Here is a 15,837-nt window from a genome sequence, read left to right on the forward strand (position 1 = left end):
AGAACTAGTCAAATATTGTGTGTGCTTACCGAACTATGCTGAACGTGAGGTCAGCCAGATGGTGAAGGCGATTACGATGCCAAGACCCAAGGTCCAAATCAAAAGACCTTCAGAAACGGGGCCAAGTGATCCAAGCTTAAAACCACCGGGAGATTCATTAACTTCCTGAGCCTTCAGGTAAGTAATAACATCGCGCTTTTCTTCAGGGGTGATGTTCGCATCGTTGAAGACCGGCATGTTCTGAGGACCAGTCTCCATTGCCTCGTAAATGTGCTTTTCTGAGACGCCCATGAGGGTAGGAGCCCACTTACCACGGGTAAGTGCACCACCAGCACCTGCTGCGTTGTGGCACATTGCGCAGTTAGCCAAGAAGACCTTGGCACCATTGGCTGCATCGCCCTTCGTAACATCAAGGTGCTCATCTTCAGGAACAGTAGGACCAGCGCCAAGAGATGCAACGTATGCAGCAAGCTGATGAGTCTGTTCATCGTTGAACTGTCGCGGCTTAACCTGAGCCTGGGTGCCCTGCATCTGCATAGGCATACGGCCGGTTCCTACCTGGAAGTCAACAGCAGCAGCGCCAACACCAACAAGTGAAGGACCGTCGACGGTGCCTTCAGCGTTGAGACCGTGGCAGGTCGCGCAGTTCGAAACGAACAGCTTCTGACCTTCTTCGATATCAGATGCAGTGTAAGTAGTGCTGGATGCTGCCTGTGCCTGGTTGCTTGCGGTTGCTACTGCATAAAGACCGCCAGTGAGGATCAGAGCAATAGCCAACAACACGACAGCTACAAGCGGATGGCGCCGCTTTTGAGAAAGTGCCTTCACGTGTTTTCCTTAGTGTGTGCTTATAAAGCTGAATTTAAAGTTTCACTTCGAGGTTTACTTCAAGAAGTAAACGACGGCGAACAGAATAATCCAAACGACGTCAACGAAGTGCCAGTAGTAAGAAACAACGATTGCTGAAGTTGCTTCGTAGTGGCCAAATCGCTTAGCCAAGTAAGCGCGTCCAATAATGAACAAGAAAGCCACAAGACCACCGGTCACGTGAAGTGCGTGGAATCCGGTGGTGATATAGAAGGCTGAACCATATGCGCTAGAAGCGATGGTTACACCTTCTGAAACGAGGTTTGCGTATTCGAAAGCCTGAACTGAAACAAAGAACGCACCCATGATGAAGGTCAAAATAAACCATTCAACCATGCCCCACTCCTTGATATTGAAGAGTGAGCCGGTGCGGCGAGGCTTCAATTGCTCAGCCTTGAATACACCAAACTGGCAGGTAACCGAGCTCAAAACGAGCACGATGGTGTTACCGAGTGCCATCGGAACTTCAAGGTGGTGCACATTTTCTGCCCAAATATCTGGGCGTGCAGCACGAAGCGTAAAGTACATTGCGAATAGTCCGGCAAAGAACATGAGCTCTGACGCCAACCAAACAACGGTGCCTACTGATACAACGTTGGGTCGGTTCAAAGTCACGGGGGCGGACTTACTGGGTGTATGGGTTGCAGTTGTCACATAGACATTATGTCTATAAAACTTCGCATGAACCAATAGGTTGAGGCGTGTTGCAGGGGTGTGTTGCATTAAACCCCGAATTATCGGTCTTTTTTGGACAAATTGTGACATTTCTTTTACACGTGAACATCACCTACTGTTCACATTGCGCCGCGAGTTAGATTGTCGGGGGAGCGGCGTCATACAATCAGCTACATGACTTCACATGAACCCTTGAGCTGGAAACCGTTACTTAATGATCTAGTGGCCCGCAAAGATCTCACCGATGAGCAGGTTGCTTGGGCCATGGACCAAATCATGTCAGGCGAGACATCAGAGGCTGTTACAGGCGCTTTTCTAGTGGCACTCCATGTAAAAGGTGAGACCCCAGCAGAACTTAACGCTCTTGCTCAAGGAATGTTGGAGAAATCTGAAAATATTCAAATCACCCGTGACGCTGTGGATATTGTTGGCACTGGTGGGGATATGCAAAACACGGTCAACATATCGACCATGGCCTCACTCGTGATCGCTGGCGCTGGGGTTCCCGTTATCAAGCATGGAAATAGATCGTCAAGTTCATCTTCAGGTTCAGCTGATGTACTTGAAAAATTGGGTGTTAATCTCCAGATGCCCATTGTCGATGTCGCTGAATGCGTCAATAATTCAGGTATTACGTTTCTGTTTGCGCAAGTTTTTCACCCATCCATGAAACATGTAGCACCGGTACGCAAAGCACTGGGCGTTCCCACGGCATTTAACTACCTCGGGCCTATGACTAACCCTGCCCGCGTCCGAGCTTCGGCTATCGGTGTAGCGGACGGCGAAATGGCCGAGAAAATTGCCGAAGTTTTTGCCTCACGCGGTGACCATGCTTTGATTTTTAGAGGCAGCGACGGACTGGATGAAATCACCATAACGGGGGAGTCAACCGTGTGGGAGACTAATGATTTCGCCATCGAAAAATACCCTGTTTCTCCGACAGATTTTGATATGCCGCTCGGGTCTATCGATGATTTACGCGGGGGAGACGCCACCCATAACGCTCAAGTAGTACTTGATACTCTCAATGGGCAACCAGGCTTCATTAGAAATGCTGTACTGCTCAATGCGGCAGCAGCTATTGTTGCTTTTGAAGATGCGACGACAGATCCATTCCAGCAGCGTTTCCAGAAAGCAATTGACCGAGCCAAGGGCTCAATAGATTCCGGCAAGGCTCTAGCGACTCTCAACAGCTGGATACAATTCAGCAACAAATCATAGACTAAAACCCTCATCCTTAAAGTAAAGGTTGAGGGTTTTTGTTTAGTAAATGCTCTTTCTAAGAAGCAATCGCCAGATGCCACAGAATATCAGCAAGGCAATGGCGGTCACTATATAAAAAGAAACAGCAAAGCCGCCGCCAAAGGCAACACGCAAAATCATTCCCAGATTCAAGGTAAATAGCCACACAATCAGACCTTGCACCATGAGATTTCGAGTCAAATAACGACCAACGATAAAACCAATAAGAGTTGCCACTAAGAACGGCGCAGCGGTCGAAAGGACGCCTAACGCCGTCAAGCCGTGCTGATGAGACATCCGTCCGATGAGCGCAAAGATAGTCACCGCTATAAGGTCAAGGGCAAGGTAGGAAAAAGGAATTCTCTTCATATCTTTACTTTACAGAATTCCAACTCCGAAGAATCGTTGTCAGATCTATGGTGGGCATCAAAAACTCAGCACGCAGGAGAGTGTTTTTAGAACTACTTTACATAATATAGATTATCGGCGTTCTATAAATACCTACGAACGGAAGGTTTTTGCCGATGACTACAATGTTTTTCTAATTGTTTTGCAGACGGCAATCGTTCATCATCACACCTTTGATAGTTCCTAGAACCTGAATAAAGCCTCGGCACAGTTATTCCACCACTGAGACTCGCTAGAGTATCTGCCAAATTCAAACTCAAGTCGTGCATTGTTTCAAGTAGCTCTTAGAGCTGCATCCACTACCGGCGGCACTGACATCGCCACAACTTCCGCCTTGTTAACACAAGTCACCCAACTAGACCCGCCAATCGCAGCTTTGCCAACCACCATGTCCGCCCGATGTAGCTATAATGGTTGTTTAGCAATTCTTCAACCACTCGGAATAAATACGATTACGCTGTGGTTATAGCTTTCGAATCTAATCTTCTGTGGAAGGAAAATGCATGAGTGATCGCAGCCTGCGCGGTATGCGCCTTGGCTCACAGTCAATGGAAACTGAAGCCGGCGTTGAACCCGCACCTCGCCAGCGAGTTGAGTACCGCACCGAGGACGGCGAACGCGTCTTTGTAACTTTTGCTCAAGAAGCTGAAGTCCCCACTACATGGACCGCTAAGTCCGGTAAAGAAGCACGCATCGTCAACGGTGACTCTCAGCAGGAAGAAGCTACCGATAAGCCTGCACGTACCCACTGGGATATGTTGATGGAGCGTCGCTCAATGGAAGAACTCGAAGAAACTTTGCAGAAGCGCCTCGAAATCTACCGCGAGCGTCATTCTCTCTAAACCTTGGTTTTTACAACACGAGGGGCCCTGAACTCTAAAGTTCAGGGCCCCTCTTGGCTTAACTCCCCCACTGGTGGGTCGGAGCTCGTGCTTATTTCTTAAATTTTGCTCGCAGGTTATTTGCACGACCGGTCAGGCCCCAGCGAGTTACCTTGGTCATGGAGTCAAGGATGATGTTTCCGTCCATTTTTGAATCGCCAATTTCGCGTTCTACAAAGGTAATCGGTACTTCGGTAATTTTCAGTCCGGCCTGCTCTGAACGCCATGCCAAGTCAACCTGGAAAACGTAACCCTTAGAGTCGATCCCGTCCAAATTGAGCTTCTGAAGAGCTTCACGGCGGTATGCACGATATCCTGCGGTAATATCCTTGATTTTGGTACCCAAGATTAAGCGGGTGTAAAGGTTTGCACCGCGAGAAAGAATCTGACGGTGAGCTGGCCAGTTCTTGGTCTTACCACCGGGAACATACCGTGAACCAATAGCGAGTTCTGCGCCGTTCTCAATAGCTTCAATAAGCAAAGGAAGCTGCTCCGGCTGGTGAGAACAGTCGGCGTCCATCTCAACCAACACCTCGTAGTTATTAGTTAGACCCCAATCAAAGCCGGCCAAGTACGCTCCGCCGAGACCGTCTTTTACCTTGCGGTGCAACACGTGGATTGCAGAATCTTCAGCAGCCATTGAATCAGCAAGTTCACCTGTACCGTCGGGGCTACTGTCGTCCACAACTAGGATGTCGCTGTCTGGAACGGCTGCGCGTAGACGAGAAACTACCACTGGTAGATTGTCTTTCTCGTTATAGGTCGGGATAACCGTCAGAACACGCATATAAATCTCCTACTAGCAGCTTTTGAGCTACGCGTTTAAATATCAGAGTTCTAGTATAAAGCACTAGTTATCAATCGCTTGTTTAAAGATTGAATAACTAGGCATAATACTGATTATTTACGTACAAATATGGGGGCAGAGCTACGGTATGTTGTCGCACATTGCGGGTAGGTATCTCCGTCAAGTGTCGGCAACAACGGTGTGCGGGCACGTGGATCAGTGCTCCATGCGGCAACGCGTTCATCAGCGGTTTGAACCATCAAGGAATCGAAATACCACAGTGCGAAATCTGCGTTACCTCCGGGCACCAATTGTCCCTGGGTAGGCTCAGCAAAGCCAAGTCCGCGCCAGGCACCTCGCGTTTGCGAGTTGAAAGCTGCGCGAGCTGAAATATTGTCTGATGAGTTCTGGCGATGTACCGCTAACGTCGTCAGTTCCCAACCCCACAGTTTTTGGGTGGGTTGAGTTGAAGAGCCGATATAGGTGGCAACACCGGCTTTGATGGCCGATGCTAGTGATGCAGACGTTGTGTTAAGATCGTCTACAAACCCTATGCTGATATTGAGCTTTTCAATACGGTTCAGCTGCGCTTGGGTGACTTCAAGTACTCCATCGAGACGGACCCCTGCTCGTAACCTTTTCAACGGACTTTCTGCGTTTAGTGCCTCAATGATCGCCAGAGCAGACTCAATGAGCTCCTCTGAACTCGCATCGAATGCGACCTTAAGCCCCGCATCGACGGCCTTTGAGACCAATACGGAAGCTTCTGTCTGACCGGCATCTACTAAGACTCCGTATGCACCTAAATTTTTAAGATGCTCAACTTTGCTCTCACGTTGGATGCGAACATAGGGATACAGGGAAAGTCCCGAAATTTTTGATGCCTCTTTGAGTAGGTCCTCTCCGATAAAAATCGTACCGGCGACATAGCCATGAGCTGGTAGCTGTTCCTCAAGATTCTGCAATTCCTGAAGGGAGTCGACCGTGACTCCCCCAACAACAAAACCCGGTGTTATCAGAAGACCGTTGAGATCCTGAGATTCCATAGAGTCATCCATAATTGATTCTGCACCGGCATCGGACCCAACCCATTCAACTTTTTCTCCGTTGGCTACCAATGAGGTCGCAAAGGGATCTGCAGGACTGTAGACAGAACCGTTGGAAAATACCTGTACCTTTGTCACGTTAATTCTCCTTTTCTAAAAACCTTGCACGCTACATCTGGTCAGCTACAACGCCGCGACGAATCTTTCCGATAGCAGCTTCACATGCGGTACGCATTTGCGCATCGTTGTGTGCAACATGTGAAATCTGGTCGAGCACATCGATGACTTGCTTGACCCAGCGTACGAAGTCGCCAGCCGCTAGGTCAGTGCCTTCAATTGACTTCGCAAGTGAATCTCCACGGGCCCATTTATAGATCGGCCACACCATACCCAAATCAGGAGTCGCAGTTTGAGGGAGCTTCATCTGTTCCTCAGCATCGGTTAGCTGGCTCCACAACGTAATCATTGTGGTAACTGACTTCCCAATTTCTGGGCGCGGATATTTGCTGAGAAAACCGTTTTCATCGCGTTTGCCTTGATATACCAAAGCTGAGACAACGGATGCCATTGAAGCTGAATCGAGACCGTCCAAGAATCTCTCTTCCAGGCAGAGAGATGTCAGCAAATCTTTTTCGCCGTAGACCCGCCTGAGGCTCTGTCCACGAGATGTTAAAACCAGCTTGCCCTCCGCCGTGGTCGATACGTAATCATAGCTACGAAGGAGCTCAGTAATCCGATCAAACACTTGAGAAATAGTATTAGTGCGACGTGAAATTTGCCGGCGCAATCCATCTGTCTCCCGCTCAAGTTTCCACCATCGTTCAGACCAGCGTGCGTGCTCTTCGCGTTCTGAACATCCGTGGCAGGGATGCGTACGCATAGCGTGGCGTAGCTCATCTAGCTTGGTTTCTATAGCGCTTTCTTTATGGTCAAACCACGTATTTTGCGCGCGCTCGCGGGGTGGGCGTCCCTGATAGATCGCCTCCCTCATACGTGAAGCCATGTCGCGGCGTTCTTTAGGCGTCTTTACGCTGTATTTCTTGGGAACCTTGATCTTTGAGACAGGAACAATGGGCCCCACTAAATCTCGTGTCTCTAGACGTCGAACATGGGCATCTATCGTCAGAATCGAGGGTCTAGGGTCATCGTTTGATTCCGCACGCGTCAACACGACTGCATAGCCTCGGTTTTTGCCTTTGGGGATATCAACGACGTCTCCGGGTACGAGCTGCTGCAATGATGCTACAGCTTGTGAGAGTGATAGCTTGCGGCGACTCTTCTGCACCTGTTTTTCAAGATCTTTAATTTCACGACGAATGCGGGCGTATTCGGTGAAATCACCAAGGTGACACTGCATAGCGTCAGCATAACCTTCGAGGGCGCGCTCATTTTTACGGACACGTTGGGCTACACCTACCACTGACTTATCGGCTTGGAACTGTGCAAACGATGATTCCAGGATTTTACGGGTACGCTCGGCTCCGAACTGAGCGATGAGGTTTGCACTCATGTTGTAGGTGGGACGGAATGATGAGTTCAGCGGGTAGGTGCGGCGTGATGCAAGACCGGCAACTTGTTCAGCTTGCATACCGTTACGCCATGTCACCACTGCATGGCCTTCAATATCGATGCCTCGACGCCCTGCACGTCCTGTCAGCTGCGTGTACTCCCCCGGTGTGATGTCCACGTGGTTTTCGCCATTGAACTTGGTAAGTTTTTCAAGCACCACTGAACGAGCAGGCATGTTGATTCCGAGGGCCAGCGTTTCGGTGGCAAAAACAACTTTGATAAGACCTTCGGAGAATAGGGTCTCAACAATTTCTTTGAAGATAGGCAGCAAACCAGCGTGGTGCGCTGCGATGCCACGGGTGAGCCCCTCACGCCATTCGTAGAAGCCGAGGACGTTCAGATCACGGACATCCAAGGATGCGGTAGCCTCTGCGATGTAGGCTCGGATAGTTTGCGCCTGGGCGTCGGTCGTCAGACGGATATCTGCGTCAATGCACTGCGATACAGCACCGTCGCAGCCTGCGCGTGAGAAGATGAAACAGATGGCGGGAAGCAACCCATTTTTATCAAGGGTCTCAATCATTGCCGGTCGGGAAATACGCGCTGGAAGTTGTGCAGAGCCCGAAAAACCGCTTGCTGTTGTTTTCAGCGCGGGAGTACGGCGGTCACGCGGTCCGCGTCCGTTGCGTCCACGATTATTTCGTCGCCCACCGGGACGGCGGCCTCCCCCACGAGAACCTCCGGTACGCATTTTAAGAAGCTCCGGGTTGACGGCGGGAGCCTCATTGTCAGCTGATGATAGTGCATCCGCTGCCTGAGAAACCGTAGTTTCTTCGGCGAAAAGATTCATCAGACGCTTACCCACCAGCACATGCTGCCACAGGGGAACCGGGCGATGCTCCGACACAATGATGTCGGTAGAGCCACGCACAGTATCGAGCCACGCACCGAATTCCTCAGCGTTAGAAATAGTGGCAGAGAGCGAAATTACTGAGATGTGCTCGGGTAAGTGAATAATCACTTCTTCCCACACAGCACCGCGAAATCTGTCGGCAAGATAGTGAACCTCATCCATGACGACATAGGCGAGATTAGTAAGAGTTGAGGACTCAGCGTACAGCATGTTCCGAAGCACCTCAGTTGTCATCACAACTACCGGTGCCTCTGAGTTTATCGACGTGTCGCCGGTCAAAAGACCAACTGAATCTTCACCATATTCTTTGACCAGATCGTTGTATTTCTGGTTACTCAAAGCCTTAATAGGCGTGGTGTAGAAAGCTTTTTTGCCCTGCGACAGCGCCAGAAAAATAGCAAATTCTCCGACGATGGTTTTACCTGCGCCGGTCGGTGCAGCAACGAGGACGCCGCGTCCTGCTTCTACGCTTTCACACGCTTGACGCTGGAAATCATCGAGATCAAAACCAACCCGATTTTCAAACACCCCGAGCTGAGTTTTGGCGTAAGCGGCTCGCTGCTTTGCTTGCTGATAACGTTCTGCGTAGGAAGACATAAAAACTATCCTACGTGAAAAGTCAAAGTCAGAATTTTAGTTTTGCTCTACGCGTCCAAGCTGGTCTAGTTCTTCGGCTGAGGTTGCGCGGTTGAGCTCATCATCTGTCAGACCGGCCGCGAGTTTAGCGTTCTTTTTATCGCGGCGCTTATCGTTCATCATGCAAATACCGATGGCAATAAAGAAGAAGATAATCAGAGGAGCCGCCAGATAGAACATAGTCATCGGGTCGGTGCCCGGAGCAACGGCTGCCGCCAGGGTAGCAACAAGGACGATAACCCAGCGCCATGCCTTGAGAATGGTACGACCGCGAATAAGTCCCATCATATTGACGCCAACCAGTACAACAGGCAGAACGAAAGCTACACCGAAAACCACCATGAATTTGATGAAGAAAGCGATGTAGATATCAGCCCCCATAATGTTAGTGGTTCCCTGGGGATTGAACATGGTGAGTGCCTTGATGGCAGCAGGGATGCACCACCACGCCACTGCAAGACCGATAAAGAACATGGGCACTGCGGCGGCCACAAAACCAATCGCGTACAGCTTCTCTTTTTTGTACAGAGCAGGAGTAATAAAGGCCCAAAGCTGATACAGCCACACCGGAGATGCTAAAACCAAGCCAATGTACAGCGAAACAGTAACCATAAGGTTGAAGGACGCCGCCGGAGTTGCGTAGTTCAACACAGCCTCGCGTCCATCAATCGAGTTAATTTCAGCCAGAGGCCCAGAAATCGCATCGATAAATGGCTCATACAAAAAGAAACCCGCGATAGACGTCAGTACAGTTGCAACCGCAGATTTAATCAAGCGGTTACGGAACTCACGAAAATGTTCCCCCAACGCCATCTTCGCCTGGGGGTTATTCTTTCTGCTATTTGGATTAGCCATTACATCTCCGAGAAGTTCAGGTCTGTGCACAGCACAAACTAGGCGTCAACAGGACGATACCCGCATAACCTGCTACAACCAGATTATGCGGGTACTCGTGCACATCAAAAATTACAGCTTATCGGTCGAATCCGGGGCTGCTACTGAACCGTGATTGTTGTTATTCACAACTTCGCCCTCAACGGGATCTTTAGCAGAAGCCACCTTTGTGCTGTTGCCATCTTTCTTCATGCCATCTACCTCTGACTTGAAGATTCGCATGGACTGACCCAAGCTACGAGCCATACCGGGAAGCTTCGGAGCGCCAAACAGCAAAATGATAATCAAAAGAAGAATAAGGAGCATTACCGGGTTATCAAATAAACCACGAACCATTAGTCTGCACCTTCCTGTGCGTATATACGTAGATCATCTACGCGTTGAGGCTGACCGAGTGTCTCACGACGCTGGTAGCGTCGAACTGCACGATCGATTTTACGTTCTTGTTTGCCAGACTCATAGTGCGAAACTGCTTCACCTACAGGAGTAAAGATTGCAGGTTCACTGGGTGATTCTAGTTTGCGGTAGCTAACACTGTTCGCTTCAGCCAAACGCGATGAGAAATCGGCTTCCCACGCCTCAACTTCAGACAGTGCTTTCCAGCCTTTTTTGAGGGTTACAAAGAGCAGATAAGCAAGTAGCGCAAGTGATGCTACTACAAGGCTTCCCCACAAAACAATCCAAAACCACCAAGGCATAAACTCAAGTATAGAGCGTTATCTTTGTGTTTTATACCGGTAAGTGTATGAGAACACTGGGAATTTTGTGAGAGATTAGCAAATACAGGCTTAACTGTTTGAACCGTATGCGCGGATGCGCTCGCGCACCTCCAGGGGAGCAATCACCTCTATGGTGCCGGCAGCATCCGTCACAAGAGAATCAAACCACGCATTGTTGAAAAGATCTATCTCAAAGATGGTTTGATCTTTGCTGTATCTCTCAGCAACCGATTCCAGCATCTGCTGTGCGCTCGCGTCCTGCCCTGTATAACGAATGATGACCTTCTGATGAGTCAGGCTATCACCTGTATGAGAAGAAGCCTTTTCAACAGCATCAATTATTTGCTCCTCGTCTAACACCTCGATATCAGCCATTTTAAATTTTCGTTGTGCCCGACGTAAGTGACACCATGCCACCAGATAATAGGAGTCATTGTCGAGAATAAGTTGCTGAGGCGTTATCGTTCGTTCGGAGCTGTCCCGAGAAGTACTGTAACGAATTCTCATGTTCTCACGTAACCGGATAGCGGACTCAAACCGGGCTAAAGAAACCGGTACAGCTGAGTAAATAGCGCATCTATTGGTGAGCTGACGCAGCTGAGGGTAGCTTGCAAATATCTTGCCGAACACTTGGTCCACAACACCGGCTGAAGGAATGACGCGACGTAGCTGATCTATCGTCAAAGATAAATAGAGGGCTTCTTGCGCTGACAAAGGCGCGCCACTTACCAAGTAGTCTGCGCCACTGAGCGACTGAACCTTACCCTTATCAAGCTCCAAAGTCAGTGATTCCTCATCCACTGCAAGCCATAAAAGCTCTAGGTCTTGACGGATCTTGCCAGGCGTAGTTTGAAAATATACAGCGGTTTCTTTGAGCGACACCGGCGCATTATCTTTGACGAATTCAGCTATCCGTAGCACACGAGTGAGGTGATCCAGCGCTGTTTCTTTGCGCCTTTTACTACTTCTTTCAACCCACTTAATACTCGCAGGAGAGATACTAGGTTCCCCCTCATGCATTTCAGTAAGTTTCTTGGCCGCAACAGACAAAGTCTTTTTGACGCGCTGTTGCAAGTTTATGGAAGCTGAGTACTGATAAGGAACAGAATGCGGGGCAACATCAGCTACTCGGGCATGGTGGCGAATCATCCACCCAACAGCCTCATGCCAGTTATACAACGGCACACCAGAAACATTACCCACGTGAACCACTGCCGAGCTATCAGGGGCATCTTCGATAAAAGCAAGTGGAGTGTTTGCATCAGAAATCTTTTCTAAAGCCCGCTTCATCGAAAAACTCTGCGGAGGCAGATGAGTCTCGATGTTCACCAGCTTTAGCTGCCGCATCCGATCACGTTTAAAAATCCGTTCATCACGAACAGCATGATCAAAACCGTACACATACCACTGACCAAAACGATGCCCCAGTCCCCACACAGTCACTGTACGGGATGAAACATCGCCCTGCGCATTGCGATACTCAAACGTCATTGCCTTAGATTCAGCAACCGCTTCAATAAGAGTATCGATTTCTTGAGGCGCAGTAATAAAGGCCGACGTCTCCGTCAGCCCATTAGCCAGACCGGCCAGACCAAGTTTAGTAAGGATACGAGAAACCGTCCGGCGTGCCGGGACGCTTCTCCCCCAAACGTTCGTCAACGCCGACAAAATCGCCACCTCCCCAGGCTCAAACTGAGGAAGAACCCTAGCTGAGCCATTGCGGATACGGTAGCGTGAATACAATCCCCCAAGTACCGGCTTAAGCGTCTCAAGGTGATAGCCCAGCGCCTTAAGCTGGTTTTTATCCCTTTCAAAAGCGCGCTCAAAAGCCGCCTCATTACTGTATTCCGCATAAGACGGAACGGAGGTTTTAATGCTTTCGCGCGTAATCCCTCGCTCAGAACGAGAGAGAACATCCAAAAGCGCAATCAGTCGCTCAACAGAACTTTTGCTCATCGATTAAAACAATAGCCTCTCACCGTGACGTGAGAGGCTATGTGCTGAAAATATTACTTACGAATATCCACGAGATCTACGACGAAGATCAATGACTCGTTAGGACCAATTGCGCTACCGGCACCGCGCTCGCCATAAGCCATTGCTGAAGGAATCTCAAGGCGACGACGTCCACCAACCTTCATACCAATTAGACCTTCATCCCAGCCCTGAATTACCTGACCAACACCAGCAGTGAAACCAAGAGGCTCACCACGGTTCCACGATGAGTCAAATTCTTCACCGGTGGAAAAAGCTACACCAACATAGTGGCACTGGATGTAATTGCGGGGTTCAACAGCAGGACCATTGCCCTCAATGAGGTCGGTAATCACCAATTCAGTGGGCTCACCGCCCTCAGGGAAATCAATTTCAGGCTTGGTGCGATCAAGTTTGCGCTCGCCAAATGACATAGTGTTCTCCTCTTCTTCGATGAGTGTTTTACTTAGATTCTTCAGGCTGAGGTGTTTCTGACTGAGCAGGAGCTGATGATGCCTCACCAGTCTCAGCAGGTGCAGACTGAGTTTCAGTCGCAGCGGGTGCATCTGAGCGTCCCAAGATATCCACCACGAAGACCAGCGGGCCTTCGGGCATCTGGTTTTCCTTAGCGTTCTCGCCGTATGCCTTATCAGTGGGGATAGTCACCATGACGCGTGAACCGACCTTCTTACCGGTAAGGCCTTCAACCCACCCCTCAACCAGGCTGTCTTTATTGAGCTGGAAAGCTGCGGGAGCCGCATCGTAATTCTGGTCGAAAACCTTACCGTCGTTCCAGGTCACACCGATGTAACGTGCGTAGACGGTATCGCCCTCATTGACGGTTTCGCCGTTACCGGTAATCAAATCGTCGGTCACAACTTCCTTGGGCTCGTCCCCTTTATTCTCAGGAAGAGTGAGGGTAGCTTTATTGCCTTCGAGAGTGAACTTAGGCTTATCAGCACCAAGATCTTTCTGCTCACCTTCTACAGAGGACGGAAGCTTCTGAGAAATGGTGTACACCTCTACGTTGGTGGCGGAGCCGGGGCTGCTGGTGGACTTAGTTCCATCTTGACCCATTGTGGTGTTGGTGGTATACGAGAAGCTCGTGCCAACCTTAGCCTGAGAGACTACATCGTAGATTTCAGGGGCATTTTCTTTCAGCTGGTCATTGACCTCAATAATCAACGGCGATGAAGTGTAGGTTGAACCCTGCGATTTACCGTCAGCACCTGAGAATACAGATGCATTAAGTACAAGCGCGTCACCTTCATTCACCTGATCACCAGAACCATCTTCAATGATGTGAGTCTGGTTACCGGTAGCCGCGAAGGGGGTCTCAAAACCGACAGAAGGCTCAGCAGTTGCGCCCTTCATATCGTAATCAACATCCTCAAGCTTCTGAGTACCTGAACCGCACGCGGTCAATGCCAAAACAACCACAGCGGAGGTAGCGGCCCACGTCAACTTCTTAGCTGCAAATTTCTTCTTCATCCATATTCTTTCGTCGAAGCTAAACTAAATTTTCGTAACTATCCTACAGTTGCTCGCTCACAATTTGCTGAGAGCAACCCTGAATTAGATAAATGGCGGTGCCCAAGAGGTGCTTGGCGCAATACCATCCAGCACTTTGATCAGAGCCTGAACGTCCTCAGATTCCGTGGCAAACGGATCCTTGCACATCACCGTATGCTGCGGGTACGCATTCAGTTTCATGTGCACCCAATCAACGGTGAACTGCTCACCAGCATTACGAGCCGCATTGATGAATGCACCACGCAATTTTGCGCGAGTTTCAGGCGGGTGGATAGCAGCGCGGGCAATTTCCTGCTCGCTGACAACGGTCTTAGCTTGCCCTCTTGACGCCAGTAGGTTGTAGACTCCGCGTCGGGGGTCGATGTCGTGATAAGCAAGATCCAACTGCGCAATTCGCGGATCGTCGTAACCGCTAGCACCTCGGGCGATGTAGGCGTCCAAGAGTTTTTTCTTAATCGCCCAATCGATCTCAGTGTCGATTGTAGAAAAATCACCGGCTTCAATCGCGTCTAACGTACGGGTCCAAAGATCCAGAACATACGCTACGTCTTGGTGATGTTCACCCTTGATTTCTACGAAAGCTCGAGCAGATTCAAGGTAGTGACGCTGCATTTCTAAAGCGCTGATTTCCCCACCGTCAGCTAGGGCAAAACGCGCCGTGCCGGTGAGATCATGAGAAATGGTACGCAAAGCCGTCGCGGTATCTTTAACGGCAAAGTCCTTGAGCGGATAGCGCTCTTCGAGCATGCGTAGCACGAGGTCGGTCGCACCAATTTTTAGAAGCGTGGTGGTTTGCGACATGTTAGAGTCGCCGTTAATCACGTGGAGTCGGCGGTATAAAGACGCATCCGCATGCGGCTCATCGCGGGTATTGATGAGCGGACGCGAACGAGTGGTGGCTGTGGATGAGCCTTCCCAAATGTGGTCGGCTCGTTGAGAAAATGAATACGAAGGTTCTGCGCTGATACCCGGCTGTGTTCCCCACGCCGGAGGACCGGCAGGATGAGTTTTGCCAGCACCCACAATAATCTGGCGAGTAATCAGAAACGGAATCAGCGAAGCTACAAGCTTTGCGAATTCTACTTTGCGTTCAAGCATGTAGTTTTCGTGAGAGCCGTATGAGTTATCAGCAGAATCTACGTTGTTTTTGAAAAGGTAGATAGTGCCGGTCAAATTTTCATCTTCTAGTGAATCCTCAGCCTGATTGATGAGGTCATTGAAGAGATACTCCCCCGCTTTATCGTGGGTGATGAGGTCCCGAAGAGTCGCGGTTTCTGCCGTGGCGTATTCCGGGTGTGAACCAACGTCTAGATAAAGTCTGCCGCCGTTGGGTAAAAAGACATTGGTGGAACGCCATGTGTCTACAACGGGTTTGAAGAGTTTACGGGCAGTTTCTTCTGGTCCGAGGTGTCCTAGGCTTTTAGGGATATATCTAATGCCGTATTCGGTTTCAATGCCGTATATTCTGCGTTCCACGGGTGAATCTTTCTGGAGATAGGCGGTCAGGGTGAGGTCAGAGTATGGTTACTGACCGCCCTTTTGTACAAAACCCTTTACAAAGTCTTCTGCGTTTTCTTCGAGAACACCGTCAATTTCAGCGAGGATGTCATCGACGTTGGTGAGAAGCTCTTGGTTGGTCTCTGTGGTTTTTTGAGCAAGTTCTACGTGTTCCTGTTCCTGCGCGGTATGAGTAGTTTGCTGTGCCTGAATATTTTTGCGTTCCACAATGTTCTCCTGGTGATGGGCGTAGTCT

16 protein-coding genes are annotated in these 15,837 nt (G+C 49.7%); 2 read left to right on the forward strand and 14 right to left on the reverse strand.

The window, feature by feature from the left end:
• Positions 1-33: 33 nt before the first annotated feature.
• The gene (gene qcrC / locus IDM49_RS06350) at positions 34-828 is read right to left on the reverse strand and encodes a cytochrome bc1 complex diheme cytochrome c subunit (protein WP_190723910.1); all 795 of its coding nucleotides are present in this window, start codon (positions 826-828) and stop codon (positions 34-36) included.
• 54 nt (positions 829-882) lie between these two features.
• A complete protein-coding gene (gene ctaE, locus IDM49_RS06355; RefSeq protein ID WP_168613930.1) occupies positions 883-1,521 on the reverse strand; it encodes an aa3-type cytochrome oxidase subunit III in 639 nt (212 codons plus the stop codon).
• 195 nt (positions 1,522-1,716) lie between these two features.
• Here ctaE and trpD point away from each other — a divergent pair, with 195 nt between their 5' ends.
• Complete coding sequence (gene trpD / locus IDM49_RS06360; RefSeq protein ID WP_190723911.1) at positions 1,717-2,763, forward strand: anthranilate phosphoribosyltransferase; 1,047 nt, start codon at positions 1,717-1,719, stop codon at positions 2,761-2,763.
• 42 nt (positions 2,764-2,805) lie between these two features.
• Here the strand turns inward: trpD and IDM49_RS06365 are convergent, their stop codons facing one another.
• Positions 2,806-3,153, reverse strand: coding sequence for a DUF3054 domain-containing protein (locus IDM49_RS06365; RefSeq protein WP_168613932.1), 348 nt, complete (start codon positions 3,151-3,153; stop codon positions 2,806-2,808).
• Between the two features lie 542 nt (positions 3,154-3,695).
• On the opposite strand from IDM49_RS06365, the gene IDM49_RS06370 reads away from it, so the two are divergent.
• Entirely contained in the window at positions 3,696-4,034 is a 339-nt protein-coding gene (locus tag IDM49_RS06370; protein ID WP_190723912.1) for an RNA polymerase-binding protein RbpA, read from the forward strand.
• Between the two features lie 91 nt (positions 4,035-4,125).
• Here the strand turns inward: IDM49_RS06370 and IDM49_RS06375 are convergent, their stop codons facing one another.
• The 11 genes from IDM49_RS06375 to IDM49_RS06425 form a co-directional block, all read right to left on the reverse strand.
• Positions 4,126-4,860 carry a polyprenol monophosphomannose synthase gene (locus IDM49_RS06375; protein WP_190723913.1) on the reverse strand — a complete coding sequence of 245 codons (735 nt, stop codon included), beginning with the start codon at positions 4,858-4,860 and terminating at the stop codon, positions 4,126-4,128.
• A 113-nt stretch (positions 4,861-4,973) separates the two neighbouring features.
• Positions 4,974-6,044, reverse strand: coding sequence for an amidohydrolase family protein (locus tag IDM49_RS06380; protein WP_190723914.1), 1,071 nt, complete (start codon positions 6,042-6,044; stop codon positions 4,974-4,976).
• Between the two features lie 31 nt (positions 6,045-6,075).
• Positions 6,076-8,925 carry a DEAD/DEAH box helicase gene (locus IDM49_RS06385; RefSeq protein ID WP_168613936.1) on the reverse strand — a complete coding sequence of 950 codons (2,850 nt, stop codon included), beginning with the start codon at positions 8,923-8,925 and terminating at the stop codon, positions 6,076-6,078.
• A 36-nt stretch (positions 8,926-8,961) separates the two neighbouring features.
• Positions 8,962-9,819: a twin-arginine translocase subunit TatC gene (gene tatC, locus IDM49_RS06390; protein WP_168613937.1), complete on the reverse strand. Its 858-nt coding sequence runs from the start codon at positions 9,817-9,819 to the stop codon at positions 8,962-8,964.
• 111 nt (positions 9,820-9,930) lie between these two features.
• Complete coding sequence (locus tag IDM49_RS06395) at positions 9,931-10,194, reverse strand: twin-arginine translocase TatA/TatE family subunit (protein WP_168613938.1); 264 nt, start codon at positions 10,192-10,194, stop codon at positions 9,931-9,933.
• Positions 10,194-10,556 carry a hypothetical protein gene (locus IDM49_RS06400; RefSeq protein ID WP_190723915.1) on the reverse strand — a complete coding sequence of 121 codons (363 nt, stop codon included), beginning with the start codon at positions 10,554-10,556 and terminating at the stop codon, positions 10,194-10,196. Before IDM49_RS06400 ends, IDM49_RS06395 begins: the two co-directional genes overlap by 1 nt.
• A 90-nt stretch (positions 10,557-10,646) precedes the next feature.
• Entirely contained in the window at positions 10,647-12,497 is a 1,851-nt protein-coding gene (locus IDM49_RS06405) for a helix-turn-helix transcriptional regulator (protein WP_193836643.1), read from the reverse strand.
• A gap of 89 nt (positions 12,498-12,586) precedes the next feature.
• Positions 12,587-12,985 (reverse strand): FKBP-type peptidyl-prolyl cis-trans isomerase, encoded by a 399-nt coding sequence (locus IDM49_RS06410; RefSeq protein ID WP_190723917.1) that lies wholly within the window; start codon positions 12,983-12,985, stop codon positions 12,587-12,589.
• A gap of 28 nt (positions 12,986-13,013) precedes the next feature.
• Positions 13,014-14,042, reverse strand: a complete 1,029-nt coding sequence (locus IDM49_RS06415; RefSeq protein ID WP_190723918.1) for an FKBP-type peptidyl-prolyl cis-trans isomerase — start codon at positions 14,040-14,042, stop codon at positions 13,014-13,016.
• An 84-nt stretch (positions 14,043-14,126) separates the two neighbouring features.
• Complete coding sequence (gene pafA, locus IDM49_RS06420) at positions 14,127-15,560, reverse strand: Pup--protein ligase (protein WP_190723919.1); 1,434 nt, start codon at positions 15,558-15,560, stop codon at positions 14,127-14,129.
• 48 nt (positions 15,561-15,608) lie between these two features.
• Positions 15,609-15,809: a ubiquitin-like protein Pup gene (locus IDM49_RS06425; RefSeq protein WP_168613944.1), complete on the reverse strand. Its 201-nt coding sequence runs from the start codon at positions 15,807-15,809 to the stop codon at positions 15,609-15,611.
• Between the last annotated feature and the right edge of the window lie 28 nt (positions 15,810-15,837).

The sequence above is a fragment of the Rothia terrae genome (assembly GCF_014705925.2).
Classification (GTDB): Bacteria; Actinomycetota; Actinomycetes; order Actinomycetales; family Micrococcaceae; genus Rothia; species Rothia terrae.